The 24675-nt window shown below is 63.2% G+C and carries 20 protein-coding genes and 1 tRNA gene; 6 read left to right on the top strand and 15 right to left on the bottom strand.

The window, feature by feature from the left end; all coding sequences use genetic code 11:
• Positions 1-19 precede the first annotated feature (19 nt).
• Both I0K07_RS02420 and I0K07_RS02415 read right to left on the bottom strand, forming a co-directional pair.
• The gene (locus tag I0K07_RS02420; protein ID WP_203291070.1) at positions 20-955 is read right to left on the bottom strand and encodes a DMT family transporter; all 936 of its coding nucleotides are present in this window, start codon (positions 953-955) and stop codon (positions 20-22) included.
• Positions 955-3381 (bottom strand): FtsK/SpoIIIE family DNA translocase, encoded by a 2427-nt coding sequence (locus I0K07_RS02415; RefSeq protein ID WP_203291069.1) that lies wholly within the window; start codon positions 3379-3381, stop codon positions 955-957. The genes I0K07_RS02420 and I0K07_RS02415 overlap by 1 nt, the downstream gene beginning before the upstream one ends.
• A 110-nt stretch (positions 3382-3491) precedes the next feature.
• On the opposite strand from I0K07_RS02415, the gene I0K07_RS02410 reads away from it, so the two are divergent.
• Positions 3492-4766, top strand: coding sequence for a UbiH/UbiF/VisC/COQ6 family ubiquinone biosynthesis hydroxylase (locus I0K07_RS02410; protein ID WP_203291068.1), 1275 nt, complete (start codon positions 3492-3494; stop codon positions 4764-4766).
• A gap of 4 nt (positions 4767-4770) precedes the next feature.
• On the opposite strand, the gene I0K07_RS02405 is transcribed toward I0K07_RS02410, so the two are convergent.
• The 6 genes from I0K07_RS02405 to I0K07_RS02380 all read right to left on the bottom strand — a co-directional run bounded on the left by I0K07_RS02405 (position 4771) and on the right by I0K07_RS02380 (position 8342).
• The gene (locus I0K07_RS02405; RefSeq protein ID WP_203291067.1) at positions 4771-5298 is read right to left on the bottom strand and encodes a DsrE family protein; all 528 of its coding nucleotides are present in this window, start codon (positions 5296-5298) and stop codon (positions 4771-4773) included.
• Between the two features lie 29 nt (positions 5299-5327).
• Positions 5328-6296, bottom strand: a complete 969-nt coding sequence (locus I0K07_RS02400; RefSeq protein WP_203291474.1) for a Gfo/Idh/MocA family protein — start codon at positions 6294-6296, stop codon at positions 5328-5330.
• A gap of 35 nt (positions 6297-6331) precedes the next feature.
• On the bottom strand, positions 6332-6634 hold the full coding sequence (locus tag I0K07_RS02395) for a gamma-butyrobetaine hydroxylase family protein (protein WP_203291066.1): 303 nt from the start codon (positions 6632-6634) through the stop codon (positions 6332-6334).
• Position 6635: 1 nt separating this feature from the next.
• Positions 6636-6833, bottom strand: a complete 198-nt coding sequence (locus I0K07_RS02390; protein WP_203291065.1) for a Trm112 family protein — start codon at positions 6831-6833, stop codon at positions 6636-6638.
• An 11-nt stretch (positions 6834-6844) separates the two neighbouring features.
• Positions 6845-7759, bottom strand: a complete 915-nt coding sequence (gene trxA / locus I0K07_RS02385; protein WP_203291064.1) for a thioredoxin — start codon at positions 7757-7759, stop codon at positions 6845-6847.
• Positions 7760-7820: 61 nt separating this feature from the next.
• Positions 7821-8342 (bottom strand): prolyl-tRNA synthetase associated domain-containing protein, encoded by a 522-nt coding sequence (locus tag I0K07_RS02380; RefSeq protein WP_203291063.1) that lies wholly within the window; start codon positions 8340-8342, stop codon positions 7821-7823.
• A gap of 120 nt (positions 8343-8462) precedes the next feature.
• Between I0K07_RS02380 and I0K07_RS02375 the strand changes: the two genes are divergently transcribed.
• Positions 8463-8537 (top strand) — tRNA-Gly (locus I0K07_RS02375).
• A 41-nt stretch (positions 8538-8578) separates the two neighbouring features.
• On the opposite strand, the gene I0K07_RS02370 is transcribed toward I0K07_RS02375, so the two are convergent.
• The 3 genes from I0K07_RS02370 to I0K07_RS02360 all read right to left on the bottom strand — a co-directional run bounded on the left by I0K07_RS02370 (position 8579) and on the right by I0K07_RS02360 (position 11387).
• The gene (locus tag I0K07_RS02370) at positions 8579-9643 is read right to left on the bottom strand and encodes a hypothetical protein (RefSeq protein WP_203291062.1); all 1065 of its coding nucleotides are present in this window, start codon (positions 9641-9643) and stop codon (positions 8579-8581) included.
• Positions 9644-9799: 156 nt separating this feature from the next.
• Complete coding sequence (locus I0K07_RS02365) at positions 9800-10186, bottom strand: helix-turn-helix domain-containing protein (protein WP_203291061.1); 387 nt, start codon at positions 10184-10186, stop codon at positions 9800-9802.
• A 1-nt stretch (position 10187) separates the two neighbouring features.
• Positions 10188-11387: a LysR family transcriptional regulator gene (locus I0K07_RS02360; RefSeq protein ID WP_203291060.1), complete on the bottom strand. Its 1200-nt coding sequence runs from the start codon at positions 11385-11387 to the stop codon at positions 10188-10190.
• Here I0K07_RS02360 and I0K07_RS02355 point away from each other — a divergent pair.
• The 4 genes from I0K07_RS02355 to I0K07_RS02340 all read left to right on the top strand — a co-directional run bounded on the left by I0K07_RS02355 (position 11364) and on the right by I0K07_RS02340 (position 18370).
• Positions 11364-11897, top strand: a complete 534-nt coding sequence (locus I0K07_RS02355) for a hypothetical protein (protein ID WP_203291059.1) — start codon at positions 11364-11366, stop codon at positions 11895-11897. The two genes, I0K07_RS02360 and I0K07_RS02355, sit on opposite strands and share 24 nt — an antisense overlap.
• Positions 11894-12502 (top strand): GNAT family N-acetyltransferase, encoded by a 609-nt coding sequence (locus I0K07_RS02350; protein ID WP_203291058.1) that lies wholly within the window; start codon positions 11894-11896, stop codon positions 12500-12502. Before I0K07_RS02355 ends, I0K07_RS02350 begins: the two co-directional genes overlap by 4 nt.
• The gene (locus I0K07_RS02345; RefSeq protein WP_203291057.1) at positions 12499-13041 is read left to right on the top strand and encodes an isochorismatase family protein; all 543 of its coding nucleotides are present in this window, start codon (positions 12499-12501) and stop codon (positions 13039-13041) included. The genes I0K07_RS02350 and I0K07_RS02345 overlap by 4 nt, the downstream gene beginning before the upstream one ends.
• A gap of 451 nt (positions 13042-13492) precedes the next feature.
• Positions 13493-18370, top strand: coding sequence for an NAD-glutamate dehydrogenase (locus I0K07_RS02340; RefSeq protein ID WP_238934383.1), 4878 nt, complete (start codon positions 13493-13495; stop codon positions 18368-18370).
• Here the strand turns inward: I0K07_RS02340 and I0K07_RS02335 are convergent.
• The 4 genes from I0K07_RS02335 to I0K07_RS02320 form a co-directional block, all read right to left on the bottom strand.
• A complete protein-coding gene (locus I0K07_RS02335; RefSeq protein ID WP_203291055.1) occupies positions 18361-19284 on the bottom strand; it encodes a dienelactone hydrolase family protein in 924 nt (307 codons plus the stop codon). The genes I0K07_RS02340 and I0K07_RS02335 overlap by 10 nt on opposite strands.
• A gap of 67 nt (positions 19285-19351) precedes the next feature.
• Positions 19352-20947: a bifunctional phosphoribosylaminoimidazolecarboxamide formyltransferase/IMP cyclohydrolase gene (gene purH / locus I0K07_RS02330; protein WP_203291054.1), complete on the bottom strand. Its 1596-nt coding sequence runs from the start codon at positions 20945-20947 to the stop codon at positions 19352-19354.
• A 55-nt stretch (positions 20948-21002) separates the two neighbouring features.
• Entirely contained in the window at positions 21003-22910 is a 1908-nt protein-coding gene (locus I0K07_RS02325; RefSeq protein ID WP_203291053.1) for an SDR family NAD(P)-dependent oxidoreductase, read from the bottom strand.
• Positions 22907-24673, bottom strand: a complete 1767-nt coding sequence (locus tag I0K07_RS02320; RefSeq protein ID WP_203291052.1) for a heparinase II/III family protein — start codon at positions 24671-24673, stop codon at positions 22907-22909. Before I0K07_RS02320 ends, I0K07_RS02325 begins: the two co-directional genes overlap by 4 nt.
• Between the last annotated feature and the right edge of the window lie 2 nt (positions 24674-24675).

The raw sequence follows: 24675 nt of genomic DNA, 5'->3' as shown, positions 1-24675 counted from the left end.
GAACAATATCCAAGCGCGGCTAGGCCCGGGTGTGTCGCGTCTCGTCGGGACGCGGCGTACGCGTGGTCAGGAAGACGCCGAGCAGGACCATCAGACCGCCGGGAATGGCGATCAGGCTGGGCCAGGCGTGCAGGATGAAGCCGGCATAGAGGCTGGCGAATATCGGCGAAAGCAGCATCAAGCTAGCCGTGATGACACCCGCGAGCCGGCTGGATGCGACCCCATAGGTCAGCGTGGGAAGCGCGGTGGCCAGAAGGCCCAGAAGGACAATTTCGACGAAGTCCCCTCCGTCCGCCTGCGGCAGGGTCAACGGTCCCAGAATTCCTCCAGACACAGGCCAGAGCAGCAGGGCGAGGATGGCGCCGTAGAGGCAGGCCAGTCCGGTGAAAACGGCCGGATCGCTCTTGCGACCTGTCGTATGATGGCGGCGCAGCCCGGTGGCGTAGATGGCCGACATGAGGCCGGCAGCAACGGCCAGGGCGTGTCCGAACCATTCCCGCTGCGAAATCTCCTGGGGCCCCAGGAATATGGCCAGTCCGGTGATGGCCACGGCCACCCCCAACCATTGCAGAGGGCCCGGCTTGATCCCCCCGACCCGGTCGATGATCAGGGCAATGGCCGGTGAGAGGCCGATCAGGAGGGCGACATTGACAATGGGCGCGCGGATGAAAGCGGATGTTGCGATGATGTAATAGGCCGCCATGGCAAGCGGCAGGGCGGTTCTCAGGGCATCCCGCCGTGCCGCGTGACGCAGGATCAGGGCGGGCAGGAAGATCAGGGCCGCCACCAGAAGCCGCCCCGACATGATCAGCGCGCCGGGCCAGCCTTCCAGCAGCCGAATGAAAATCCCGGCCAGCCCCCAACCGGCGGGTGCGGACAGGCCGATGGCGAAACCGGTCCAGTCAATTCCGTGATGCGGCCCGTGATGCGGCTGAGAGGGCGGTTCGCCCGCCATTATTCGCCGTGTTCCGGCAGGAAGATTTCCCGGCGCCCGGCATGGTCGGCCGGGCCGATCATGCCCTCTTCTTCCAGGCGCTCGATCAGCGTGGCGGCACGGTTATAGCCGATCTGCAGGCGGCGCTGGATATAGGAGGTCGAGGCCTTGCGGTCGCGGGCGACCACGGCGACGGCCTGGTCGAACAGGGCATCGCCCGAGCCCTCATCCATCCCGTCCATGCCCGGAATACCGCCCTCATCATCCTCGCCACCGGCAGTGACGGCTTCGAGATATTCCGGCGCACCCTGGCGTTTGAGGAAGCTGGCGACGTCCTCGACCTCACGATCCGACACAAAGGGTCCGTGCAGGCGGCGCAGGCGGCCACCGGAGGCCATGTAGAGCAAGTCACCCATGCCCAGCAGCTGTTCGGCGCCCTGCTCACCCAGAATGGTGCGGCTGTCGATCTTGGAGGTGACGGAATAGGAGATACGGGTCGGGAAATTGGCCTTGATCGTACCGGTGATCACATCGACGGAGGGGCGTTGTGTGGCGGTGACGAGGTGAATGCCGGCGGCGCGGGCCATCTGGGCCAGACGCTGGACGGCGGCCTCGATTTCCTTGCCCGCGACCATCATCAGGTCGGCCATCTCGTCGATCACGACGACGATATAGGGCATTTTCTCGGCTTCGATCCGCTCGGTCTCGAAGATCGGTTCGCCGGTCTCCTTGTCATAGCCGGTCTGGACCGTGCGCGAGAGTTCCTCGCCGGTGCGCTGGGCTTCGGCGACCTTCTCGTTGAAGCCGGACACATTGCGCACGCCGATCTTGGACATGCGCAGATAGCGGCTTTCCATCTCCCGGACAGCCCATTTCAGGGCGACCACGGCCTTTTTGGGATCGGTGACGACCGGGGTGAGAAGATGCGGGATCCCGTCATAGACGGAGAGTTCCAGCATTTTCGGGTCGATCATGATCATGCGGCAGTCCGAGGGCGGCAGCCGGTAGAGCAGGGAAAGGATCATGGCATTGATCCCGACCGATTTACCGGAGCCGGTGGTGCCGGCGATCAGCAGGTGCGGCATGCGGGCGAGATCGGCCACGAAGGGCTCCCCGCCAATCGTTTCCCCCAGGGCGAAGGGCAGTTCCGCCTTGGCGTCCTCGAAAGCCTTGGAATTGAACAGGGCGCGCAGGAAGACCGTTTCGCGCTTGGCATTGGGCAGTTCGATACCGATCGCATTGCGGCCCGGCACAACGGCCACGCGGGCGGCCAGGGTCGACATGGAGCGGGCGATGTCATCGGCCAGATTGATCACGCGGGAGGATTTCACCCCCGGTGCCGGTTCGAATTCATACAGGGTCACGACCGGGCCCGGACGGACCTGGACGATCTCGCCCTTAACCCCGAAATCGGACAGGACGCCCTGCAGGAGTTCCGCATTCTGGCGCAGGGCCTGCTCGTCCACGGCATCATTGCGCAGGGCCGGTTTGGTCAGCAGGTCGAGGCGCGGCAGTTTGAAGCCTTCGGACCTGGCAAAGGGCAGCGCGCCCTGGGCTTCGCGGGCATCCCGTCCGGAATCCTTGGGCTTGCGGCTGGCGGAGACTTTGACATGCGCTCCGGCCATCGGATCGTCCAGGGGTGCATCCTCGGCGGCAACCGGCCGGGCCATGGCGACGCCACCCGTATCCGCAGCGCGCATGGCGCGGCGCAGGACGGGCTCTTCGCGGACCTCTTCCTCGTCCTCATCCCCGATGTCGTGGTCGCGCGACCCACCCAGGGCCAGGGCGCGGCCGCGAATGGCATCGGCCCAAACCCGCACGGTCGCCCAGATCAGGCCGGCGGCATCGACCGCAGCGGTCAGATCCCGGGAGCGCAATCCGAAAGTGAAGAAAATCCCGCCAATGGCGACCAGGAGTGCAAAGGCGGCGGCCATGCCCTGGGCGGCTGGCAGGTCGAACCGGTTGGGCAATGCGGCCAGGGCGCTGAGGAAAATATCACCCAGCGCGCCGCCGAGACCGGAGGCGAAGGGCCAGGCATTGGGGACGGGTAGCGCGCTGACAGCGGCTGCGAAGGCTGCCGTGGCAATGGCGGCAAAGAACCAGCGGAAACCGGCCACGGACCGGGTGCGGATGCGGGGGAGGCGCCAGATCAGGATTCCGCCCCAGATCAGGAGGGCGATGGCCGGCCCACCGGCCGCCCAGCCCAGGGCTTGCAGCAATCCGTCGGAAACGGAGGCGCCCCAGGGCCCCATCCAGTTGGCGACATCACCGTCCGCAGCCACATTCCAGGACGGGTCGAGCACATTGTGGGACAGAAGCGCAGCCAGCAGAAAGCCGCCGCCCGCCAGCATCAGGCAGCCGAAGACCACATCGAACAGACGCAGGCGCCAGCGCGGCTTGGCCGCGCGCCCCTTATCCCCGGCGTCGGACTTGGAATTCCCACTCATATCTTCTCACTACTCCCCCAAGTCTTCCCGCAGGGTAAACAAAGCTTAACGCCGCAGCTGCGGCGCAGTGTCCGCTTTTCTCCCGGCTCAAACCCCGTATGTTGCCGCTCATGGCAAACAAAGCATTCTTTGATGGCGATGTCGTGATCGCCGGCGGCGGTCTGGCAGGCATGACTTTGGCCTTGGCGCTTGAGCAGGCCGGCCTGTCCGTGGCCGTGGTCGATGCGCTGGAAATGTCCGACCAGCTGGCTCCTGAATTCGATGGCCGGGCCTCCGCGCTGGCCTACACGTCCTGGCGCATGTTTGAGGCCTTGGGTGTGGCGGATCATCTGCGAGAGCATGCCCAGCGGATCGAGCACATTTTGGTGTGTGATGGCCGCCCTTATGGCGGGACTCGACCGGGTGGCCCGGGGCCGCACACGCTGCATTTCGATCGCGAGGAAATCTCGCCTGGTCCGGATGGCGAGCCGCTGGGCTGGATGGCGGAGAACCGGCATTCGCGCCAGGCCCTGGTCAAGGCGCTGAAGGCCAAGCCGGGCATCACAATCGTGGCGCCGGCCCGGGCCGATCATTATGAACACCGAACCGGCGGCATTGACCTCGTTCTGGAAGACGGGCGGCGCCTGAGCGGCAAGCTTCTGGTCGCCTGTGACGGCAAGTTCTCGCGGGTTCGCAAGCAGGCGAAGATTCGCACAGCGGGCTGGCGATACGGCCAGAAAGGCCTGGTCGCGACGGTGCGTCATGCGGAACCGCATAATGGCACCGCCTATGAATATTTCCTGCCGTCCGGACCGTTTGCCATTCTGCCCTTGCCGGACAATCGGTCTTCGCTTGTCTGGACAGAACCGGACCGGGTTGCTGATGCGCTGAAAGAGGCGTCCGATGATGTCTTCCAGGAAGAACTGGAAGCGCGGTTCGGCGATTTCCTGGGCGATGTAAGACCGGAAGGCCCGCGTTTCACCTATCCGCTCAGCCTGTCCATGTCGGAACGCTTTCTGGATGACCGGATCGCCTTCGTCGGTGATGCCGCGCGCGGGATCCACCCGCTGGCCGGACAGGGATTCAATCTGGGCATACGGGATGCCGCCGCTTTGGCCGAAGTCTGTGGTGAGGCCCGGCGCGTCGGCCTGGATATCGGCGCTCCGACGACGCTGCAGCGCTATGCCGACTGGCGCCGTTTCGACAGCGCGACACTGGCGCTGGGGACCGATGTGTTCAACCGCCTGTTCTCAAACGATTTCGAGCCATTGCGGCAGATCCGCGGTCTCGGCCTGTCCCTGGTCGACAAAATCCCGCCGGCCCGGCGCTTCTTCATGCGCCAGGCTGGAGGAGAGACGGGTGATCCGCCGCGTCTGCTGAAGGGTGAGCGTCTGGACGCGGCCTGACGGATCAGAACGGGTTCAGGGAATAGCCGTCCGCCTGCAACAGGGCGTGCGCTGTCATGGCGGACAGAGCCATGTCGACGCCGGGCAGGAGATCCTCATTGGAAATGTCGTACCAGGCAGCACTTTGGCCGCAGACGATGATCTGGACGCCCTGTTCCACCAAAGCCGCAACCAGCGCTGCATTGGTGCCGGCCGTCTCCGTGCTGACATCCCGCATCGCCCCGCCATGAACCACAATCGCGAGCTGGATGTTCTCCACCGGGACACCTGCGGCGGCATGCATGTTGATGAAGCGGGCTGCACCGGTCAGCGTTGAATTGAGGGCATCCTCGTCTGCGCCCGTGGCCGTGTCGAAACTGATCCGGAAGACCTGGCCCTCGGGAATGGGAAGATGGTTCTCGATCATGGCGATGGGGCCGAAATCAGGAATGACCGGGCCGGGGCCGAAATTATCGGGACCGGCTTGCGCTGCGCTTGCAGCCAGACCTGCCAGGGCGAGTGAAGTCAGCGTGGTGAGAACAGTGCGGACCATGTCGGAATCTCCTCGGTGTTGTCGAAAGACTACGAGGATTTGGCGGCACTGTCTCCTGTCAGGATGGCTTCGCAGACCCGGGCCGTACGCAGCGCGGACAGGCCGGTGGAGGGATGCGCTTGGCCACCCTGCAACTGGGTGATCATGGCGTCCACATGCGGCAGCTGGATCGGGTCGGGATGGGCGATGTCCAGCGTTTTCAGGCCATTCCTGGTTTCCAGCTCCAAGGGGGCGTCATCAAAAATGGCGGTCTGGATACGGCCTTCACTGCCGGTGATGTCCACGCGATCGGTCCGGTCGAAGCTCGCGAAATTCCAGCAGGCAGTGCCGGTGACACCGGACTCATGCTGCCAGCTCGCCGAAAACGTGTCGGGAACTTGGTGCTGCCCGGCCAGATTCGCGGTATATCCGGCGACGTGCCGGATCGGACCGAGCCAATGGTCAAACAGGTCCAGCCCATGGCCGGCGAGATCGTCGAAATAGCCGCCGGGGGCTTCATCGGCGTCCACCCGCCAGGGCCGGTTGGTCGCGATAGTGTGGGGATCGAGCGGCCGGGTCAGTGTCCAGTGAATCTGCCGGACATCGCCGATACATCCGCCCTGCAACCAGTTTCGCACCTGTTCGAAACGCGGCAGGCAGCGGCGATAATAGGCGATGAAGAGGGGTTTGCCGGCCGTGAGGAAGGCGGCGTTCATGTCCCGGGCCTCGGCCTCGGTCAAAGCCATGGGTTTTTCGACGCAGCAGGGCTTGCCGGCAGCGGCCACCATGCGGGCGTAGGCCGCATGACTGGAGGGCGGCGTGGCGATGTAGACGGCGTCAATGTCCGGGTCGCGGATCAGGGCCTCGGCGCTGTCGAAAACACGCGGCACGCCATGGCGGCGGGCATAGTCCCTGGCCTGTTCGGCACGCCGGGTGAACACGCCCGTCAGTTCAGACCCTTCGGCGAGCCGATAGGCGGGTCCACTTTTGCGTTCGGTGACGTCACCGCAGCCGATCATGCCCCAGCGGATGGGGGTGCAGGCCGCATCGCCGGTCACGCCGCGCTTTCGCCCAGCGCATAGAGATAGTCCCAGGTGAAAATGCCGCTGTCATGTCCGTCGTCAAAGACCAGGCGAACGGCATAGCGTCCGACGGGCTCGGCGGCCGTGACGCGGACATCCTGCTTGCCGGTGATGGTCTTCTTCTGCCCGGGCCCATGGCCCTGAACTTCTGCGCTGGGGCTTTCCACGCGCAGTGTCTCGAAGGGGATGGACATGTCGCGTCCGTCGTCAAACCGAATGTCGAGCGCACGCTTGCCGGCCGAAAAGACCAGTTCGGAGGGCCAGGGGCGGCTCATCTCAGCTGTCTTCCAGTGTGCGGGCTTCGTCGGGCAGCATGATCGGAATGCCGTCCCGGATGGGATAGGCCAGACCGGCCCCCTCTGAGACCAGTTCCTGGGCGTCGCGATCATAGGTCAGGGGGCCGCGGGTCACCGGGCAGACCAGGATTTCCAGCAGTTTCGGGTCGACCTCACGCGGGGTTTGCGCTTCGCTCATCGGTGACTTCCTTACGAGAACAGGATGGAGGAGAGCCGGCGGCGGCCATCCTTGGCCACATCGCTCATCGGGCCGGCGGCCTCAAAGACTTTCAGGAGCAGGGTGCGGGCAGCCTGGTCATTCCATTCGCGGTCCAGCGCCGTGATGGCGATCAGCTGGTCCACGGCCCCGGCGTGATCGCCGCTGGCGACCAGGGCTTCGGCCAGATCATAGCGCGCCTGCAGATCGGACGGGTCGCTGCTGACCTTGCCGCGCAGGGCCGCGGTTTCGGCATCGTCACCCGGTTCGCCGGACGCCAGGTCCAGCGCAGTGCGGGCACCGACCACAGCCGGGTCATCCGCGCGGTCTTCGGGAACATGGGCCAGGATTTCACGGGCCTTGTCCGTATCCCCATTCTTCAGCCAGACACGCGCCAGACCGGCCAGCGCGGCGGCATGGCCGGGGTCGGCCTGCAGCACGCCGGCAAAATCCTGGGATGCACCACCCAGATCACCGGATTCCAGCGCGGCCATACCGCGATCGACCATCGCCTTGAGCTCGGCTTCACCCGGCCCCTTGCCCGAGATGCGCTGGATGAAATCCTTGATCTGGCTTTCCGGCAGGGCCCCCATGAAACCATCAACCGGCTGTCCGTCCTTGAAGGCGAAGACCGCCGGGATGGACTGGACGCGCAATTGCTGGGCGATGCCCGGATTCTCGTCGATATTGATCTTGACCAGTTTCACTTCGCCGCCGGCATCTAGCACGGCTTTCTCGATCACCGGACCCAGCTGGCGGCAGGGGCCGCACCAAGGGGCCCAGAAATCGACGATGACCGGGACTTCGCGCGACGGTTCAACGACGTCCGCCATGAAGGATTGATCGGTGGAATCCTTGACGAGATCGCCAGCGGGCGCGTCGTTTTCGGAACCAGTGAACAGGGTCATCGGGGTCTTCCTTGCATTGTCTTCACTCTAGTTGGACGTCCTGCGCGCTCGATGCAAGGCGTCACTGCGCCGCGTCAGCCTCGTCCAGCAGGGATGAGAAGTCGAAGATCTCGACCTCATGTCCGGTGTCTTCGGCAAAACGGATCAGGTCAGCGCAGCTGACCGCCGTGGTCGCATCATTGCTGAGCGGGTGGAAATTGACCGGGTCGTACCGTGTCAGCGCAGCGTCCAGGATGAAGCGGACCCGTTTGGCGGTGTCGTTGATCAGCGCGAAGGCGGTCACCGAGCCGGGCCGTACGCCCAGCACGTCAAACATCGGCTCTTCCTTGCCGAAGGAAAACCGTGCGCAGCCCAGATGCCGGTGAAGCCTGTTGATCCGGATCTGGGTCTCACCCAAGGCCGAGATCAGGACGAGATTGCCCTTCTTGTCGTCGAGGAAGAGGTTCTTGGTGTGCCCGCCCGGCATTTCCGCCTTGATGGCGTCGCCCTCTGCAACGGTGAAGACAGGCGGATGATCCACTGTGGAATGCGGAATTCCCAGCTGATCGAGGCGGTCGAAGAGGTCGTGTCGGGTGGCAGGCATGAGGGTGTTGAAGCCTGCTGCAGCTTCATATGCAAGAGGACGGAATCAGGTGCTTGCAATTATCCGGCGTTTGCGCGATATACCCCGCTCCCCGGCGGGGCCCAGCCCCGCACATCGTGAGCGGGCGTAGCTCAGGGGTAGAGCGTCACCTTGCCAAGGTGAATGTCGTGAGTTCGAATCTCATCGCCCGCTCCATTTCCTCTCCCGGACAATGGATTTGAAATCAGCGTCTTGCGCTATTTGATGCCTTGCGTCTCGCGCCATTGCTTGACGGCGGCTTCCATGATGGCTTGCGACGGCAGGCTTTTGTCCTGCTCGACCATTACGTTGATCAGATAGCCGACCACGCGCCGCAAACCTTCCAGCTCGGTTTCGAGCTGTTGGATGCGAAGCTGGTCCTCTGGGAGCGTGTCCTCGCTTTCGGTTTTGCGCGCGCTGAACAGGGACCAGAAATCTTCGGCTCTCTCGCTGAAGAATTGGGCACAAATCTCGGTGTTGTGGACTTGGTGGGCGCTGAGGATCTGCTGTTCCTGGGCCGCCGTGAGGCCACCGCGCCGTTTGACCACTTCCTCGGGCAGGCGCTTGACCGCCCAGTCAAAGGCCCGGTTATCGCGCGAGTTTGAGAAGATGGATTCCGACGCACGGAAGACTTCCAGCAAGGCGTGATCGACATTGGGGTTGGACTGTTCAACCGGGCGTGTCCAGCCGGTCGGGTCGAGGCCGGCCCATTGACAGAAATCGGCAATCAGATCGCCCTCGTGGAGAAAGGCCCGGTTCAGGATTCGCATCGAGTAGGAGTCTGGTGTGAAACCCGTGTCCCGGTAGTTTTCCCAAGCCTGCCAGAAAGCGGGAAGGTGATTGCCGGAACAATGATCGACCCATTCTTGCAGTTTGAGCCCGCGTTTGACCTGCCACTGTTTCCAGGCGGAATAGCACCAGTCGGTTTGTGGCCGGATGTAATGGATGATCCGGCTGTCAAAATACTCAGTCAGGTGTGCCACGAAACCGGCCATCCGGGGCTGGCACAGGATTTCGGCGGACAGGATGTAGGTATCGTTCTCGCCAGCCTGTTCGACCACGCTCGCCACTTGTTCCGCCGCCGTTTTCCAGTGCTCTGCATCGTTCAGCACAGCATTTGGCATGCCTTTGACCGATCCTTCGCGGGATGAGCTCAGATCGCGGCCGTACAGAAAAACCTTCTGCTCCTTCAGCTGATCCTGGTTGGCCAGGAGCGTGCGCTGAATGGTCGTGCTGCCACATTTGGAATGGCCAATGTGCAGGAGGAGTTTGGGTTTTGGCATGACGGGCAAATGGGTTTCCGAATGATTTGCAGACTGTTGCGCGATGTTGGCGCAAGCGCAACGGGACAACGCGGTCAGCCGGGCATGGGGCGCCCGGGAAATCTCATTGATTGGAAACCCAAATGAAAAACGCCCGGCGCAGGGCCGGGCGTTTTGTCAGTCAGCGAGCGACCGGAGAAGGTCGATCACGCGTCGTCGGACCGTTTGGTCCTTGATCGCGGAAAAGGCGGAAGCCAGTGCCAGGCCGTCGGGCGAGGCAATGAAATCGTAGAGCGTATCGGAGTCGGTGCCCTTGAGCTCGGAAGAGCCGTCTTCTTCCAAGCCTTCGAAGAAATAGGAGACCGGGACTTCCATCACTTTCGCGACATGGAACAGCCGGCTGGCACCGATACGGTTGGTGCCGCGCTCGTATTTCTGGACTTGCTGGAAAGTCACGCCCAGCTTCTCTCCAAGCTCGGACTGGCTCATTTCCAGCAGGCTGCGCCGCAGACGAAGCCGCGCGCCAACATGCTGGTCGATACTCGTTGGGCCCCTAGCGCTCATATTATCCTCGTTGTTGTGGTTTTATGACAGTTATGTCGCAGAACTCGCCCGGGTGACAGAATTCATCACGAAACCATGGGTTTTTCTTACGATTGAACACTTCTTCAATCCAGTCGCCTACGCACTTCACTCGTCCAACCTCATGACTACCCGGCTGGTATTTCAGCCAGAACCGGATGCTTTCATGGAACTCATAGTCGAGAACGACGAGCTCATCCGGGTACAGGTGCGCCAGATAGGTTGGCGCCATGGCGATGCCGCCGCCATAACGTATGGTTTCAAATAGCACCGAACTAATATCTGTGCGGAATGAATATTTAATAAGTGCATCGGCTGCACTCGCCTGAATCCCCCATGTATTTAGCTTCTTATCGTACTGCTCCAGCGTAAGAAAACGTAGGTGCATGACGTCAGCCAGTGATTGTGGCGCCCCATAGGTGTTGATGAAGTCAGGGGATGCCATGGGCATGTAGTGCAGGCAGCCGAGCTCACTGGCCCGGACGTCCATGCCTTTTTCCGGCACGAAAGTTATCGACAGGGGTGCGGCATTATCACCCACCGTCGGGGACTGGTCGCTGACCAGTTTGACGTCGATGGCCGGGTTCACCCGCATGAATTCCGGCATCTGTCGGGCGAGCCAATAGGTCGACAGCCCGTCGGGCGCCCTCAGCACAACTTCACCCTCCATGGCCCGGTCCCGTCCGGAGACCTGGTTCTCCAACTGCTGCGCGGAGCGCTGCATGGTGAGAACGAAGTCGAGTGCCGTTTCGCCGGCGGGCGTGAGAACAATGCCAGCCGCGCGGCGTTCGATCAGCTGGCTGCCCAACCGGCTCTCCAGCTGCCGCATTCGCTTGGACACGGTGGATTGCTGGCAGCCCAGGGCCGACGCGGCAGCGCTCATCGAGCCCGTGGTCGCGACGGCGTGGAAGATTTGCAGATCGTCCCAGTCAAAGACGTGACGGCGAAGATCGTTACCTGATTCCGGACTATCCAATATTCCAACTTTGCTAGAGGCGCGCAGGCTGCGCGGTGTTAACGAAGCATTAAGTATTTTTTTGCGTAAGGGCCGAAGATGGCGACTCACGAAGCGCAGCTTAGAGATGTGCGCACGGGCTTTCAATTTCCCCTGGAAAGACTGGATCAGGCTTTCGGGTCTTTGGATTTCGTCCCTGTGACCATGGATCGCGTCGAGGAGTTTCACACGCTCGCCGATGAGTTGATCGATGGTGAAATCGCGAGTGTCGATGACATTGCGCGGGTCCAGGACTGGACCAAACGCTCCCTTCACATGCGCATTTGGAATGGCACCCCTGATGGTTTTGTCGCGTCAATTCCGCTAAGCCAGAAAGGCGTTGACGCGCTTTTCGCCGGAGAATTCGGCTTTGCCAATGCGCGCCGAGACTGGGTTTGCGGCCTGGAAGAAAAGGCCGCTGCCCTGCTCTCTTGGGGCCTGGCAGGCCGTAATCCGCATGCTCAAGCCGCTGCACTGCGCGCATTGCTCGTGGGATGGCGGGGTTTCTATTCGGATGTTCGGGTTTATGCCCGCGCGCGATCGACTGAAGGGCGGGCTCTGATGCGCCGGCTCAATTTCGAAATCTGTGCCTATCCGGACGGTGTTGAGCCCCTTTATGGGAGCACAGGCTTTCCCGACAAGATCGGCGCCATGCTTTTGAAGCGAACAATTCTGGGTGAATGGGAGCCAGTCTCATGAAAACCGTGATGTCCGATAGTCTGAAAGTGACAGTCGCGCGCACGCTGGATCAGGTTGTGACCGCCATGACCCTGCGTGGTGTGATCTATCTGGGCGAGCAGCAGGCCCCCTTTGATGAAGAGTATGACGGCAATGATTTTGTTGCGGCGTCTCACCTGATCGCCTGGAAGGGCGCTGAACCGGTGGGCGTCCTGCGCCTTCGCTTCTTTGCGGGCTTTGCCAAGGTTGAACGCGCCGCTGTTCTCAAACCCTATCGCCGCGATGGCGTGATGCGGTTGCTGATGCAGGAAGCCCTGCGTTACGCCGCACGACGCGGTTATGAGAAAGTCATCGGCCATGCCCAGCTGGACCGGGTCAAATACTGGCGCACGCATGGATTCCGGGTTCGCAAAGACCGTCCCCATTTCTTTTTCACCGACTATGAATATGTCGAGATCGAGCGGACGCTGGTTCCGCCGGCCGATGCGATTACCGAGAATACTGATCCCATGGTGGTGATCCGCCCGGATGGCGCCTGGGACGAACCGGGACCGATTGACCGGTCTTTGGAAAGACTTCAAAACCCCAGCAAGCAGACCAAGAAAAAGGCCGAGGAAGCTGCATGACGACTGCCGCGCCCTGTCTGATCCTTCTCGATTGCCAGATGGATCAGGTCCAACCCCAAGACGGCAAGGTTGATCCGGAAAACCAGGTGGTGATCGATCGGATCGCGACCCTGTTGCATCACGCCCGAAACCAAGGCTGGACCGTGTGTCACAGCCAGCAAGCGGGTGACCGGACGAAGCCGAAAACCTCACCCATCAAGACCCTCCGCCCGACGGCGCGGGAGGCTGTTTTCGTACGTCCGGGCCTGTCGGCCTTTTCAGACCCCTATTTCCACCAGGTTCTGGCCCGCAATACAGAAGGTCCGTGCCTCCTGGCCGGTTTTTCCGCGCCCTTCTCCATGCTGGCCACGGTATTTGATGCCCAGACCCGCGGGCAGGCATTGAGCGTCGTGACCGATGCGGTCGGCAGCCTGGCTGTGGAACCCCGCAATGTCGCCGAAACCCGGGCCATGGCGTTTGATCTGATCGGCCGTATATCCCCGGTTCTGGACTGGGACACGGTGTCGGAAAAATGGTTGCGGGCCCCGGTTGACGCCTAGCGCCTCCTTCCAAGCGTGACCGTGCCGGACGCGCCAACATTAAATTCCTGAAATTCGACACGCGCGGGTCTTGGATTTGGCCCGCGCGTTTCTACATGTCTGGTCAGGATGGCCACTCGCCCACCCGCCTCCCCTGGGTCGGTACAGGATTGGGTCATCCCTCGAAGACCAGACCTCATGAGAGCGTCCCCCCAGCCTGCCTTTGAGGTCTGCCAGGCACCGTCGGGATCCCCCTGTCCCTTCCCGACGGTGCCACACTTCCTATCCCCGCCACCTGATTTGCCGGCAAGGCTTTGCCAAAAAGAATGGCTCGTTTGCGTTTTCAACGGCGTACACGGCTTGCGCGTGGCAAAAACAGGTCTAGGCTCGCCACAACAAAAACACAGACCACAGGGAGCGCCACATGGGGGCGGTCGTCGGAGTCGCGCACGCGTATTCTCGAGCGGAATTCATGGAGGCGGCGCGGCAGCGCTGGCAGGACTTATTCGGCAGTGAGTGTGGAGAAGCGGGCAATTCCTTCTTTGCCCAGATCCACGATGATGCTCTTGCCGAGGATCTCGATCAGGTAGGCCCGGCGGATCTCGCCAGTCTGTGTGTCGATTTCTGGGGCTTTGGCGACAGCCGGCCCGGCGACGACATCCTGATCCGGATGCGCCCGGCCCAGAAGGCCGACGGCACGGCCGTTGATCGTGACATCCTGGAGATCATTGGCCGCGACCGGCCCTTCATTGTGGACTCGGTCATGGGTGAGGTCGGGGCTCAAGGCTACGACATCCTTGCCATGTTCCACCCGATTGTTCAGGTCCGTCGCGGGTCTGACGGCCAGCGCGTGGACGAAGGTGGCCGGTGTCTGGCCGAGTCCATGATCCAGGTACATCTGCCGCCCCTGGACGAATTGTCCCGCAAAACCCTGATCGAAGGCGTGACGGCCACGCTTGAAGATGTCCGTGTCGCGGTCGAGGACTGGACCGATATGCGCGCCCAGATGGATGAGGCCATTGCCCATCTGGAACAGGCCCGCACGCATGCATCGCCGGAAGAGCTGGCCGAAGCCTGCGACTTCCTGCGCTGGTTGCGGGATGACCATTTCGCCTTCCTGGGTTGCCGTGTCTATGACTTCGAAGTGGCCGACGATGGCACCATGGCGCAGCGCCACCCGAGTGTCCGACTGGAAACCGGACGGGGTGTGTTGCGTGATCCGGATCGCCATGTCCTGCGCAAGGGGTCCGAACCGGCCGTTCTGACGCCGGCGATCGAGACTTTCCTGCGCGAGCCCAGCCCCATCATTGTCGCCAAGGCCAACATGAAGTCGCGCGTCCACCGCCGCGTCTACATGGATTATATCGGCGTGAAGCGCTATCGCGAGGATGGTGCGGTGATTGGCGAGGCCCGCTTCGTGGGCCTGTTCACCGCGGAAGCCTATGATCAGAGCGCCTCGGCCGTGCCGCTCATCCGGCGCAAGGTCCGCCGTGTCCTTGAGCGGGCCGGCAAGACACCTGGCACCCACTCGGCCAAGAAGCTGCGCAATACGGTCGAGAATTTTCCGCGCGACGAACTGTTCCAGACTGACGAAAACGACTTGTTGGAGATTTGCCTGGGCATTCTCCACCTGCAGGACCGCCCGCGCACCAAGCTCTTCATCCGGCGGGACCAGTTCGACCGCTTTGTGTCCGCCCTGCTGTTCGTGCCGCGGGACCGGTATAATTCGAAGGTCCGTGAGCAGGCGGGTGAGCTCATCCGTGACGCTTTTGGCGGCCGGTTGTCGGCCTATTATCCCCAATTCGGTGATGGCTCCCTGGCGCGTGTCCACTTCATCATCGGCCTCAATCCGTTTGATCACCCCGAGCCGGAAATCCCCGATCTGGAACGGCGGGTCGCGCACCTCGCGCGGACCTGGGAAGATGATCTGGAAACCCATGTCAGGCTGAATGCACCCGAAGCGATCCGTCTGCGCATGCCGGTCTATCAGGACGCCTTCAAGGCCGGTTATCGCGAATTGTACGATCCGGCCGAAGCCTTGGCCGATGTGCTCAAGCTGGAAAGCCTGGCCTCTCCGGACCAGGTGGCGGTGCGCGTTTATCGCGAGCCGGAGGATGCGGACAATGAGCTGCGCCTGAAAATCTACCGGGTCGGCAAGCCGGTTTCCCTGTCACGGGTCATGCCCGTGCTGGAGAATCTCGGTCTTTATGTCGTCCAGGAAACCGGCTTCCCCGTTGATCGGCGAAGCGCTGGCGGTCAGGGCGTTGACCGCGCCTATGTCCATGATTTCGAGATGAAATCCGACACGATCCGCGCGCGCTCGCTCGATGAGCTGGGGCCGAAACTGGAAGACGCTCTCCTAGCCATGGCCGAAGGCCGTGCCGAGGATGATGGCTTCAACCGCCTGATCGTCGAAATCGGGGTCAGCTGGCGCGAAGCCGCCTTCCTGCGGACCTGCGCGCGCTATCGCCAGCAAACCGGTCTCGATCCGTCGCAGGCGATCCAGGAAGAGGCGCTCGCTGCCTGTCCGGACATTGCCCGGGGTCTTCTGGAACTGGCCCGGGTGAAGTTCGATCCGGACTTCGAGGGTGACCGCAAACAGCGTTCCGATGCCGTCTGGGATGTGAGCGAGAGCCTGCGCAAGGCACTCGATGATGTTGCCAGCCTGGACCATGACCGGGCCCTGCGCCGGATCTTCCATCTGATCGAAGCCACGCTGCGCACGAATTTCTACCAGCGTGACGCGGAGGGTAATCCCAAGCCGCGCATTTCAATCAAGATCGCCAGTGAGTTGCTGGAAGAACTGCCCCTGCCGAAACCCTATCGCGAGATCTTCGTGTGGGCGCCGGATGTCGAGGGCGTGCACATCCGTTTCGGACCGGTGGCCCGTGGCGGGCTGCGCTGGTCGGACCGTCGCGATGACTTCCGCACCGAAGTGCTGGGCCTGGTGAAGGCGCAGCAGGTGAAGAATGCTGTCATTGTTCCGGTGGGTTCCAAGGGCGGTTTCTATCCCAAATCCCTGCCCCGGAACGGGTCTCGCGACGAGATATTCGAAGCCGGCCGGGAAGCCTACAAGACCTTCATCCGCGGTCTGCTCGACCTGACCGACAATATTGTCGATGACGCGGTCGTCAGCCCGGCCCTGACCGAATGCTGGGATGATGAGGACCCCTATCTCGTGGTCGCTGCCGACAAGGGTACGGCGACATTCTCGGACACGGCCAATGGCCTCGCCGAGGACGAGTTTGACTTCTGGCTGGGCGATGCCTTCGCCTCGGGCGGCTCGGCCGGGTATGACCACAAGAAGATGGGCATTACCGCGCGCGGTGCCTGGGAATCGGTGAAGCGCCACTTCCGGGAAATGGGCAAGGATATCCAATCCGAGCCCTTCAGCGTGATCGGTGTGGGTGACATGTCCGGCGATGTGTTCGGCAATGGCATGCTGTTGTCCAAGCAAATCCGACTGATTGCCGCCTTCGACCACCGCGATATTTTCATCGATCCGGATCCGGGTGATCCGGAAACGATGTGGAATGAACGCAAGCGCTTGTTCGACCTGCCGCGAACATCCTGGCAGGACTATGACATGTCCTTGATTTCCAAGGGCGGCGGCGTGTTTTCGCGCAGTGCGAAGTCGATCAATCTGTCTGACGAGATCAAGGCGCTGACCGGGATTTCGAAGGATACGGCCAGTCCGGTTGAGCTGATCCATGCCCTGTTGAAGGCCGAGGTCGAGCTGCTCTGGTTCGGCGGGATCGGAACCTATGTGAAGGCGACCCAGGAACAGCATTGGGAAGTCGGCGACAAGACCAATGACGGGCTTCGCGTGAATGCGGATCAGGTCCAGGCCAAGGTGATTGGCGAAGGGGCCAATCTGGGCTTCACCCAGGCGGCGCGGATCGAGTTTGGCCAGCATGGCGGTCGCGCCAATGCCGACTTCATCGACAATTCTGCCGGCGTCGACAGTTCCGACCATGAGGTGAATATCAAGATCTTGCTGCGCCCGATGATGCGCGGCGGTGATATGAGCCGGGCGGATCGCGACAAACTGCTGGAATCCATGACGGATGATGTGGCGCACCATGTGCTGCGCCATAACTACGACCAGACCCTGGCGCTTTCCATGGCCGAGCATTCTGCCGAGGCCGACCTGGACGCGCATGAACGCTTCATGCTGCGCCTGGAAGAATTGGGTCAGCTGGACCGTGACGTGGAAGGCCTGCCGTCCAGCGAGGGCGTCCGCGCGCTCAAGGCGCGGGGTCAGGGCCTGACCCGCTCGGAGCTGGCCGTGCTGACCTCCTATGCCAAGATCACCCTGTTTGATCAGCTGGTTGCGTCCGATGTGCCGGATGACCCGCACTTCAAATCCATGCTGGTGAACTATTTCCCGAAAGGGCTGCACACCTTCAGTGACGCCATGGAAGGTCACCGGCTGAAGCGGGAAATCATTTCCACCGTGCTGGCCAATGAGATGATCAATCTGGGCGGCCCGACCTTTGTTCACCGGGCGATTGATTCCACAACGGCGTCGATCCCGGCGATTGCACGCTCCTTTGAAGCCGGGCGCGAAATCTTCGGCTTCGCGGCGCTGACCCGTGCGATCAACACGCTGGACAATGAGGCGCCGGCCCAGGTGCAGATCCGGCTGCATGAGGAAATCATTCGCCTTTTGCGGCGCCAGACCTACTGGCTGGTGCGCCGGGGTCGCAATGCGTCGGCGGCAAGCAGCGGCTCGATCGGGGATGTGATCCAGACCTATCAGTCCGGCGTGCAGGAGCTGCGCTCCATGGTGCATGAGATCATTTCCGAGCATGAGCGGGCCGGTGTCCGCAAGCGCAAGAAAGCTTTCGTTTCCGCCGGTGCTCCGGAAGACCTGGCCCAGGCTGTGGCCGAGCTGCGTCCCCTGACGTCCTCGACCGATGTCATTGATATGGCTAAGGATCACGCCTGGCCGCTGGCCTCCACGGCTTATATTTATCATGCCTGTGGGGCGCGGTTCCGGTTTGATCGGTTGCGGGGGATGGGGCAGGAAGTGTCGTCCGATCTGCACTGGGACCGTCTGGCGGTGCGTCGCCTGATGGAAGACCTCTATGCCAGCCAGCAGACGGTGACGGCCTCGGCCATGCGGTTTGCGCAGCAGGCGGGCGGTGCCTTGTCCGCGGGTATCGAGAACCCGTCGCGGGACTGGGCCGATGCCCTGATCGAGGCCTGGAACACGGTCAATGAGGAAGAGGCCGGCCGGGTCGACTCCGTACAGCGCCAGCTGGATGATTCCGGCAGCTGGACCCTGTCGAAACTGTCGATTGCCGCCACCCAGCTCAGCGAGATGGCCGCCGTCGCTCAGCCCTGATCGGCAAAGGTTTCATCAAGCCAATCAACCACCTGGTCCTGCGCCCGCCTGGCCGCTTCGGCGTCATAGCGGATGCGCGGGTCCGGGGGTGGATTGGGCTCGTCGAAGGCATGGCTCTGACCGTCCCAGACGCTGAATTCGAGATCCACGCCAGCGGCCGCGGCCCGGTCAAAGCGGCGGATGCAAGCGGCATGGGGCGCGATTACATCCTGCTCCGCCAGGATGGCCCGCAAAGGGATATCCGGATCGAAATCCGCGCCTGATGTCCGCATGGGGAAACCGCAATAGGGATACATGGCGATAGCCAGCCGGACCTGGGGCGTGAGGGATAAGTTCTGGTCGCTCAGGGCGCGGGGCTGATCACCGCTGCCGGAATAGGCCAGCGCCTCCATGAGGGACCAGCCGCCATGACTCCAGCCGATAAGGGCGAGCCGGTCACCATCGATTCCGGGCGTATCGCGCAGCTGGTCCAGCACGGCGGCAATGTCGGCAGCGCGATCCTGACCCCAGAGCGTCTGGGCGGTGCAGACCCGGCTCATTGCGCCAAACCGGCCAATGCCCCGAGCTCCGTTTGAATCGACAATCACAGCCGCATAGCCGGCCTGCAAAACCCTGTCTGAATAGGCGTTCTGGACCTCCCGCAGCCCGCCGCAACCATGCAGGAGAATGAGGGCCGGAACGGGACCATTGGCCGTTTCGGGAAGGCGCATCTCGACATGCCTGTCCAGCAGGGCGGACTGTTCAGCCAGGCTGCGCCGGGGCACGGAGAGGCCAGTGGCATTGCCCACGGCACACGCCCCAAGGCCCGACAGGACGATCAGGAGAATGACGGAGACAGGAACCAGTATCCGGCGGACAAGCGACATGACGCGACCATGGCGAGCCAGGCCCGCCACAGTCAACGCAAGATGCATTCACGTCCCGCGCAATCATCGCGCATTTTAATGAAACGGCGTGAAATCGCTCTCCCGCCGGTCCGGATCAGTGACGGAAGTGGCGCATCCCGGTGAAGACCATGGCGATGCCGGCCTTGTTGGCGGCTTCGATGACTTCCTCGTCTCGGATCGAACCGCCCGGTTGGATGACGGCCGTGGCCCCGGCTTCGGCGGCGGCATTGAGACCGTCGGCGAAGGGGAAGAAGGCGTCAGAGGCACAGACGGAACCCTCGGTGCGCGGGGCGTCCCACTTGTGTTCTTGTGCCGTCGCCTCGGCCTTGCGGACGGCGAGGCGGGCGGCTTCCAGACGGCTGGTCTGGCCCATGCCGATCCCGGCCGTGGAACCGTTGCGGGCGTAAACGATGGCGTTCGACTTGACGTGTTTGACGACTTTCCAGGCGAACATGAGATCGGCGAGTTCCGCTTCGGTCGGTGCGCGCTCGGTGACGACTTTGAGCTCGTCCAGCCCGATCATGGCGGTGTCGCGCTCCTGGACCAGGAGACCACCGGCGACCGTCTTGGTCAGCCAGCCGGCCTGGTTCGGGTCCGGCATGCCACCGGTCAGCAGGACGCGAAGATTGGACTTGCCCGACAGGACTGCCAGAGCGTCTTCGTCGGCATCCGGAGCCACGACGACTTCGGTGAAGATTTTCACCAGCTCGCCCGCGGTTTCCGCATCGAGCGTCTTGTTCATGGCGACAATGCCGCCAAAGGCCGAGATCGGGTCAGCGGCGAAGGCCTTCTCATAGGCTGCGGCCAGGCTGTCATGCACGGCGACGCCGCACGGATTGGCGTGCTTGACGATGACCACGGCCGGCTTGTCGCTGGGGTCAAACTCGCCAGCCAGCTCGAAGGCCGCATCGGCATCGGCCAGATTGTTATAGCTGAGCGCCTTGCCCTGGACCTGTTTGGCCGTGGCAATGCCCTTGCGGGTTTCCGGCGTGGTGTAGAAGGCCGCCTTCTGGTGCGGGTTCTCGCCATAGCGCAGGGCTTGGGCGAGCTGACCGCCAAAGGCCCGCCAGGCCGGGGCGCCATTGCCCAGCTGGTCGGCAAACCAGTTGGAAATCGCCGCATCATAGGCGGCCGTGCGCGCATAGGATTTCGCAGCCAGGGATTGGCGCAGGCTGAGCGGAGTGGCACCCTCATGCTCGCCCATGGCGGCCAGGACCGCATCGACATCGGCACCATCGGTGCAGACATTCACCCAGGCATGGTTCTTGGCGGCGGCGCGGATCATGGCCGGACCGCCAATATCGATATTCTCGACGCAATCGGCGTATTCGCCGCCTTTCGCCACCGTCTCTTCGAACGGGTAGAGATTGACGTAGAGCAGGTCGATATTCGGGATGCCGTGCTCGGACATGGAGGCGCGGTCCTCGGCATTGTCGCGCCGGCCGAGCAGGCCGCCATGCACGCGCGGGTGCAGGGTTTTCAGGCGGCCATCCATCATTTCGGGAAATTCGGTGACCTCGGAGACGTCCTTCGCCGGAATGCCAGCATCCTTGAGGGCGCGTAGCGTGCCGCCCGTGGAGAGGATCTCAACCCCGGCATCCGCCAATTGACGGCCACGCTCGATGAGACCGGACTTGTCGGAAACAGAAATCAGCGCGCGCCGGACGGGCGCAAGTGCGAGGTCGGACATGGTTGGGGCTCCGTTCAATCCACCCGGATGCGCGGCGAGTTACCACGCCGGGTGATCAAGTCAATGTGGCGGTCTCGCGCGGACGCAGGGCGCACAGGGCTTCCAGGGCCACCCCGGTGGCGTCCCTTTGGCCGGAATGCGTTGATTTGAGGACAGTATCGAGCGCCTGGCTGACCTGTTCGCGATCCAGTGTCGGTCCTGTCACGCACCACACGCCGTCAATCTTCGTCGCCTCACGCCGTTCGAATTCATAGACCAGGCTCTCATGGCGCTTTTCGCCGGGACGCAGGCCGACAATGGAAATCGCGCCGGGCATGTCCGGGTCATGGCCCCGCAGGCGCAGAAGCTGGCGGGCAAGGCGCAGGATGGACACCGGCTTGCCCATGTCGAGCACGTAGAGCGCGCCGTTCAGGGCCGGGTCAAACGCAGTCTGGGCCGCGGCATCAAGCACGAGACCGGAGGCTTCCTCCACCGTCATGAAATAGCGGGTGGCTTCCGGGTCGGTGATGGTGACCGGTTCGCCGGCCTCGATCTGGCGTTCGAACAGGGGCACGACCGAACCGGTGGAGCCCAGCACATTGCCGAACCGCACGACGCAGATCCGGGTATCGCCGCCGGCCTCCGCCGCACCGCGGGCATAGAGTTCGGCAGCGCGCTTGGTGGCACCCATGACATTATTGGGTTCCACGGCCTTGTCCGTGGAGATCAGGGCGACGACACGCGTGCCATGGCGTTTGGCTGTCTCGATCGTATTGACCGTGCCGACCACATTCGTGCGCACGGCCTCGCCGGGATTGAGCTCGCTCATGGGCACGTGTTTCAGCGCGGCGGCGTGCAGGACCACGTCCGGTTTTTCCTCGGCGAACACGGCATCGAGACGTTCGGTATCGCGGATATCGCCCAGGATGGCACGCCAGGCGACCCGCTGGGTGCGGCGCGAGAATTCCAGGTCGATCTCGTAGAGATTGGCCTCGGAGGCATCAAAGAAGATCAGCTTGCCCGGATTGAGCGTGGCCGCCAGGCGGGCCAGCTGGGAGCCGATCGTGCCGCCGGCCCCGGTGATCAGGATGCGCTTGCCTTCGATCAGCGGGCGCGCTGGTTCCAGATTGGGCGGTCGCGGCGGGCGATTGAGCAGGTCGGCGGCTTCAACCGGCGAGAAGGCACCCGGACCTTCGGCGGGACGCGCACGGGACAGTTTGGCCCCGGTCTTGGAGGCAATGCGGATGAGCTGGTTGACCACGTCAACATCGGCGGAATCCCCGGCCAGGACCAGGCGCGGCGGCTGATGTTCGGCCTGGGTCAGCCGGGTGAGTGCGGCTTCCAGGGAATTCATCCCGCCCAGAACCGGAATACCGCGGATGGCATGGCCGGTCAGGGCGGAATTGGGCTCGATCAAACCCTTGGCCCGGAAGGGCGCGGATCCGTTGCGGCGATGCAGATCGCGCAGGGCATCATCCAGTTCGGCTTCGGACCCGACCAGGATGGCCGCCGGCTTGCTCCGGTCTTCCACCTGAAGCAGGGCGCGCAGGCCCTGGGTCCGCAAACCGCCAAAAATGAAGCGCGGTGCCAGAAGCAGACCGATCAGGATCGGGATGTCGATCAGGATGGCGGTCCGCGGGAAACCGTCCAGACGATTGATCAGGAAGAGAATGGGCAGGAAGACGAGATTGGCGATCACCACGGCGCGTACGATGCGGGCCGCATCATTGAGGGCGGCATAGCGCCAGAGACCGCGGTGCAGGCCCTCCACCGGGAAGACCAGGGCGCAGGAGAGCGCGAACACGGCGACGGATTGCAGGACGATCTGGTCCGGCGGGGCGATCGGTTCGAACCGGTAGCGCAGCAGAACCGCAGCCCACATGGAAAAGGCCCCGGCGCACAGGTCGAAGAGCGCCACGGCGACCATGGAGATCTGGTTGCGATGCGTCGCTGTTTTGACCGTGTCGGGCTTGCGCCGCGTCATTCGGTATCTCCCCCCGCACCGCCGATACGGCCCAGGCGCTGGAAAGCCCAGCGAACCCGGTTCGGCGGTCTGTCGCCGGCCCCGAAGGGTTCGGCATCCCCCTGTATTACTATTTGTGTGGCCCGTTGTGGAGGTGCACCCGCTGCCAAATAAACCGAACGTTCCAGACGGATAGGTCCGCCATCGGTGCGGAAGCGCCAGCCATCGCCATTGGGCTGGACCAGAAGGGCACTCATGGAATCGCGTGACAGGGAGGCGCGGACATCGGGATGCAGGTGGAAGCGGATGGCGAAGGGCCAGCGCACATCGACATCATCCGGCGGTCCGTCGGAGACCGGTCGGAACAGCGCATCCTCGCCGCGCAAATCCCCGCCATCGGCGGCCAGGAAGACCCGGCGGCGGTGCGAGAGGCCATAGCTGGAGCGATAGCCTTCATGGATGCCTTCCAGCCAGACACCCATTTCCTCCTCATTGCGCCGGGCTGTCACCGAGCCGGACGGGAAGACCAGGCGCGGACCCAGAAGGTCACGCTGCCAGCCCGGCCCGAACAGGCGCGCGGAGGAGGTTTCATCCAGGGTCAGCGTGGAATGGGCTGCCGAGGCGCGGACCGCTTCGCGCCAGGAGGCGGGCTGGTCATCATGCCAGCCGCAATTGACCACAAGGCGGCCACCGGATGTGCAGAGTTCAAAGGCCAGGGCGCTGGCATGGGCGCTGGTGGACAGAGCGCCCGGCGCCGGCTTGCCGACATCCAGCAGAATGGTGGCACCGCCAGCCTCGGCCCGGTGATAGCCGGAATGGGGCGCGAAGCCGAAGGGTTTGGCCTGGGTGTCGTCGCGGTCCAGGGCATGGGCCAGGGCGGAATGATCGCATTCCCCGCCACCATGGAAACTGGCCAGCCCGCCATCGGACATGCGGAAGAAGCGGGCCATCGGGGCCAGCCGATCCATCGCACGATTGATTTCAGAGGGCAGGCTGATTCCGGCGCGCTCGGCCGCATCGCGCAGGGTGACGAGGTCGATCAGGGTTTCGGCGCAGGCGCGGGGCGAGCGGGAGACATGGCCGCCATCGGGCAGGATCTGTCGGCCCACTTCGCGAACCAGCGCCTGCAGCCCGGCCTTCTGCAAGGCAGCCTGCCGCGGCAGGCAGATACCGGCCAGGGCCAGTGCCGTCGCACAGCGCAGACGCACCGCGCCGTCATGGGCGATGGGCAGGGAGCGCTGGAGATAACGCGCCTGGCGCAGCAGGGCGCGGAAACGGTTGCGGCGGGCCTTGCGGTCGCCTTCATCCGTGTTGAACAGGGCCTCGCCGCAGCGCAACCAGTTCAGCAAGCGCGCCGAGAGCACGCCATGGGACCAGGCAAAGCCGTTCCAGCGGCCAAAGGCCTCGATCCAGCTATCGACCAGTGTGCGGGCCAGCGCCGCGCCATCCTTTTCCGGCACGACGAGGCAGTCGCGCAGCCAGCCGAAACCGTGCAGGCGGCGGGCAAAGGCCCGCGTGGGGGCCGGCTGGAGCCAGATGTCCGAAGGGTTTTCGACGACATGGACATCGCCGGCCAGGGAAAAACGGCCGACCATGATGGCCTCGCCACGATCTGAATCGGCCGCATAGAGGTCGTCCGGCAGGATTTCCAGCGCATCGGGAAGACTGGTCAGGCCCTGGAATCCCCAGGGCAGGCCGATGGCGTTGAGCGTGGCCGAGGCCTCGCGGCGCAGACCCATAATGCTCGCGCCGGCATAATCGGACAGACGCAGCGTGCGAGCCATGG

Source organism: Maricaulis parjimensis, from assembly GCF_016817355.1.
Taxonomy (GTDB): domain Bacteria; phylum Pseudomonadota; class Alphaproteobacteria; order Caulobacterales; family Maricaulaceae; genus Maricaulis; species Maricaulis parjimensis.
This window is presented reverse-complemented; position numbering and strand designations above follow the sequence as displayed.

Excerpts from the sequence above, each read along its gene's own strand:
- I0K07_RS02420 (WP_203291070.1), bottom strand. The coding sequence starts at position 955 with ATGGCGGGCGAACCGCCCTCTCAGCCGCATCACGGGCCGCATCACGGA.
- I0K07_RS02415 (WP_203291069.1), bottom strand. The coding sequence starts at position 3,381 with ATGAGTGGGAATTCCAAGTCCGACGCCGGGGATAAGGGGCGCGCGGCC.
- I0K07_RS02410 (WP_203291068.1), top strand. The coding sequence starts at position 3,492 with ATGGCAAACAAAGCATTCTTTGATGGCGATGTCGTGATCGCCGGCGGC.
- I0K07_RS02405 (WP_203291067.1), bottom strand. The coding sequence starts at position 5,298 with ATGGTCCGCACTGTTCTCACCACGCTGACTTCACTCGCCCTGGCAGGT.
- I0K07_RS02400 (WP_203291474.1), bottom strand. The coding sequence starts at position 6,296 with ATGATCGGCTGCGGTGACGTCACCGAACGCAAAAGTGGACCCGCCTAT.
- I0K07_RS02395 (WP_203291066.1), bottom strand. The coding sequence starts at position 6,634 with ATGAGCCGCCCCTGGCCCTCCGAACTGGTCTTTTCGGCCGGCAAGCGT.
- I0K07_RS02390 (WP_203291065.1), bottom strand. The coding sequence starts at position 6,833 with ATGAGCGAAGCGCAAACCCCGCGTGAGGTCGACCCGAAACTGCTGGAA.
- trxA (WP_203291064.1), bottom strand. The coding sequence starts at position 7,759 with ATGACCCTGTTCACTGGTTCCGAAAACGACGCGCCCGCTGGCGATCTC.
- I0K07_RS02380 (WP_203291063.1), bottom strand. The coding sequence starts at position 8,342 with ATGCCTGCCACCCGACACGACCTCTTCGACCGCCTCGATCAGCTGGGA.
- I0K07_RS02370 (WP_203291062.1), bottom strand. The coding sequence starts at position 9,643 with ATGCCAAAACCCAAACTCCTCCTGCACATTGGCCATTCCAAATGTGGC.
- I0K07_RS02365 (WP_203291061.1), bottom strand. The coding sequence starts at position 10,186 with ATGAGCGCTAGGGGCCCAACGAGTATCGACCAGCATGTTGGCGCGCGG.
- I0K07_RS02355 (WP_203291059.1), top strand. The coding sequence starts at position 11,364 with ATGGATCGCGTCGAGGAGTTTCACACGCTCGCCGATGAGTTGATCGAT.
- I0K07_RS02350 (WP_203291058.1), top strand. The coding sequence starts at position 11,894 with ATGAAAACCGTGATGTCCGATAGTCTGAAAGTGACAGTCGCGCGCACG.
- I0K07_RS02345 (WP_203291057.1), top strand. The coding sequence starts at position 12,499 with ATGACGACTGCCGCGCCCTGTCTGATCCTTCTCGATTGCCAGATGGAT.
- I0K07_RS02340 (WP_238934383.1), top strand. The coding sequence starts at position 13,493 with ATGGAGGCGGCGCGGCAGCGCTGGCAGGACTTATTCGGCAGTGAGTGT.
- I0K07_RS02335 (WP_203291055.1), bottom strand. The coding sequence starts at position 19,284 with ATGCATCTTGCGTTGACTGTGGCGGGCCTGGCTCGCCATGGTCGCGTC.
- purH (WP_203291054.1), bottom strand. The coding sequence starts at position 20,947 with ATGTCCGACCTCGCACTTGCGCCCGTCCGGCGCGCGCTGATTTCTGTT.
- I0K07_RS02325 (WP_203291053.1), bottom strand. The coding sequence starts at position 22,910 with ATGACGCGGCGCAAGCCCGACACGGTCAAAACAGCGACGCATCGCAAC.
- I0K07_RS02320 (WP_203291052.1), bottom strand. The coding sequence starts at position 24,673 with ATGGCTCGCACGCTGCGTCTGTCCGATTATGCCGGCGCGAGCATTATG.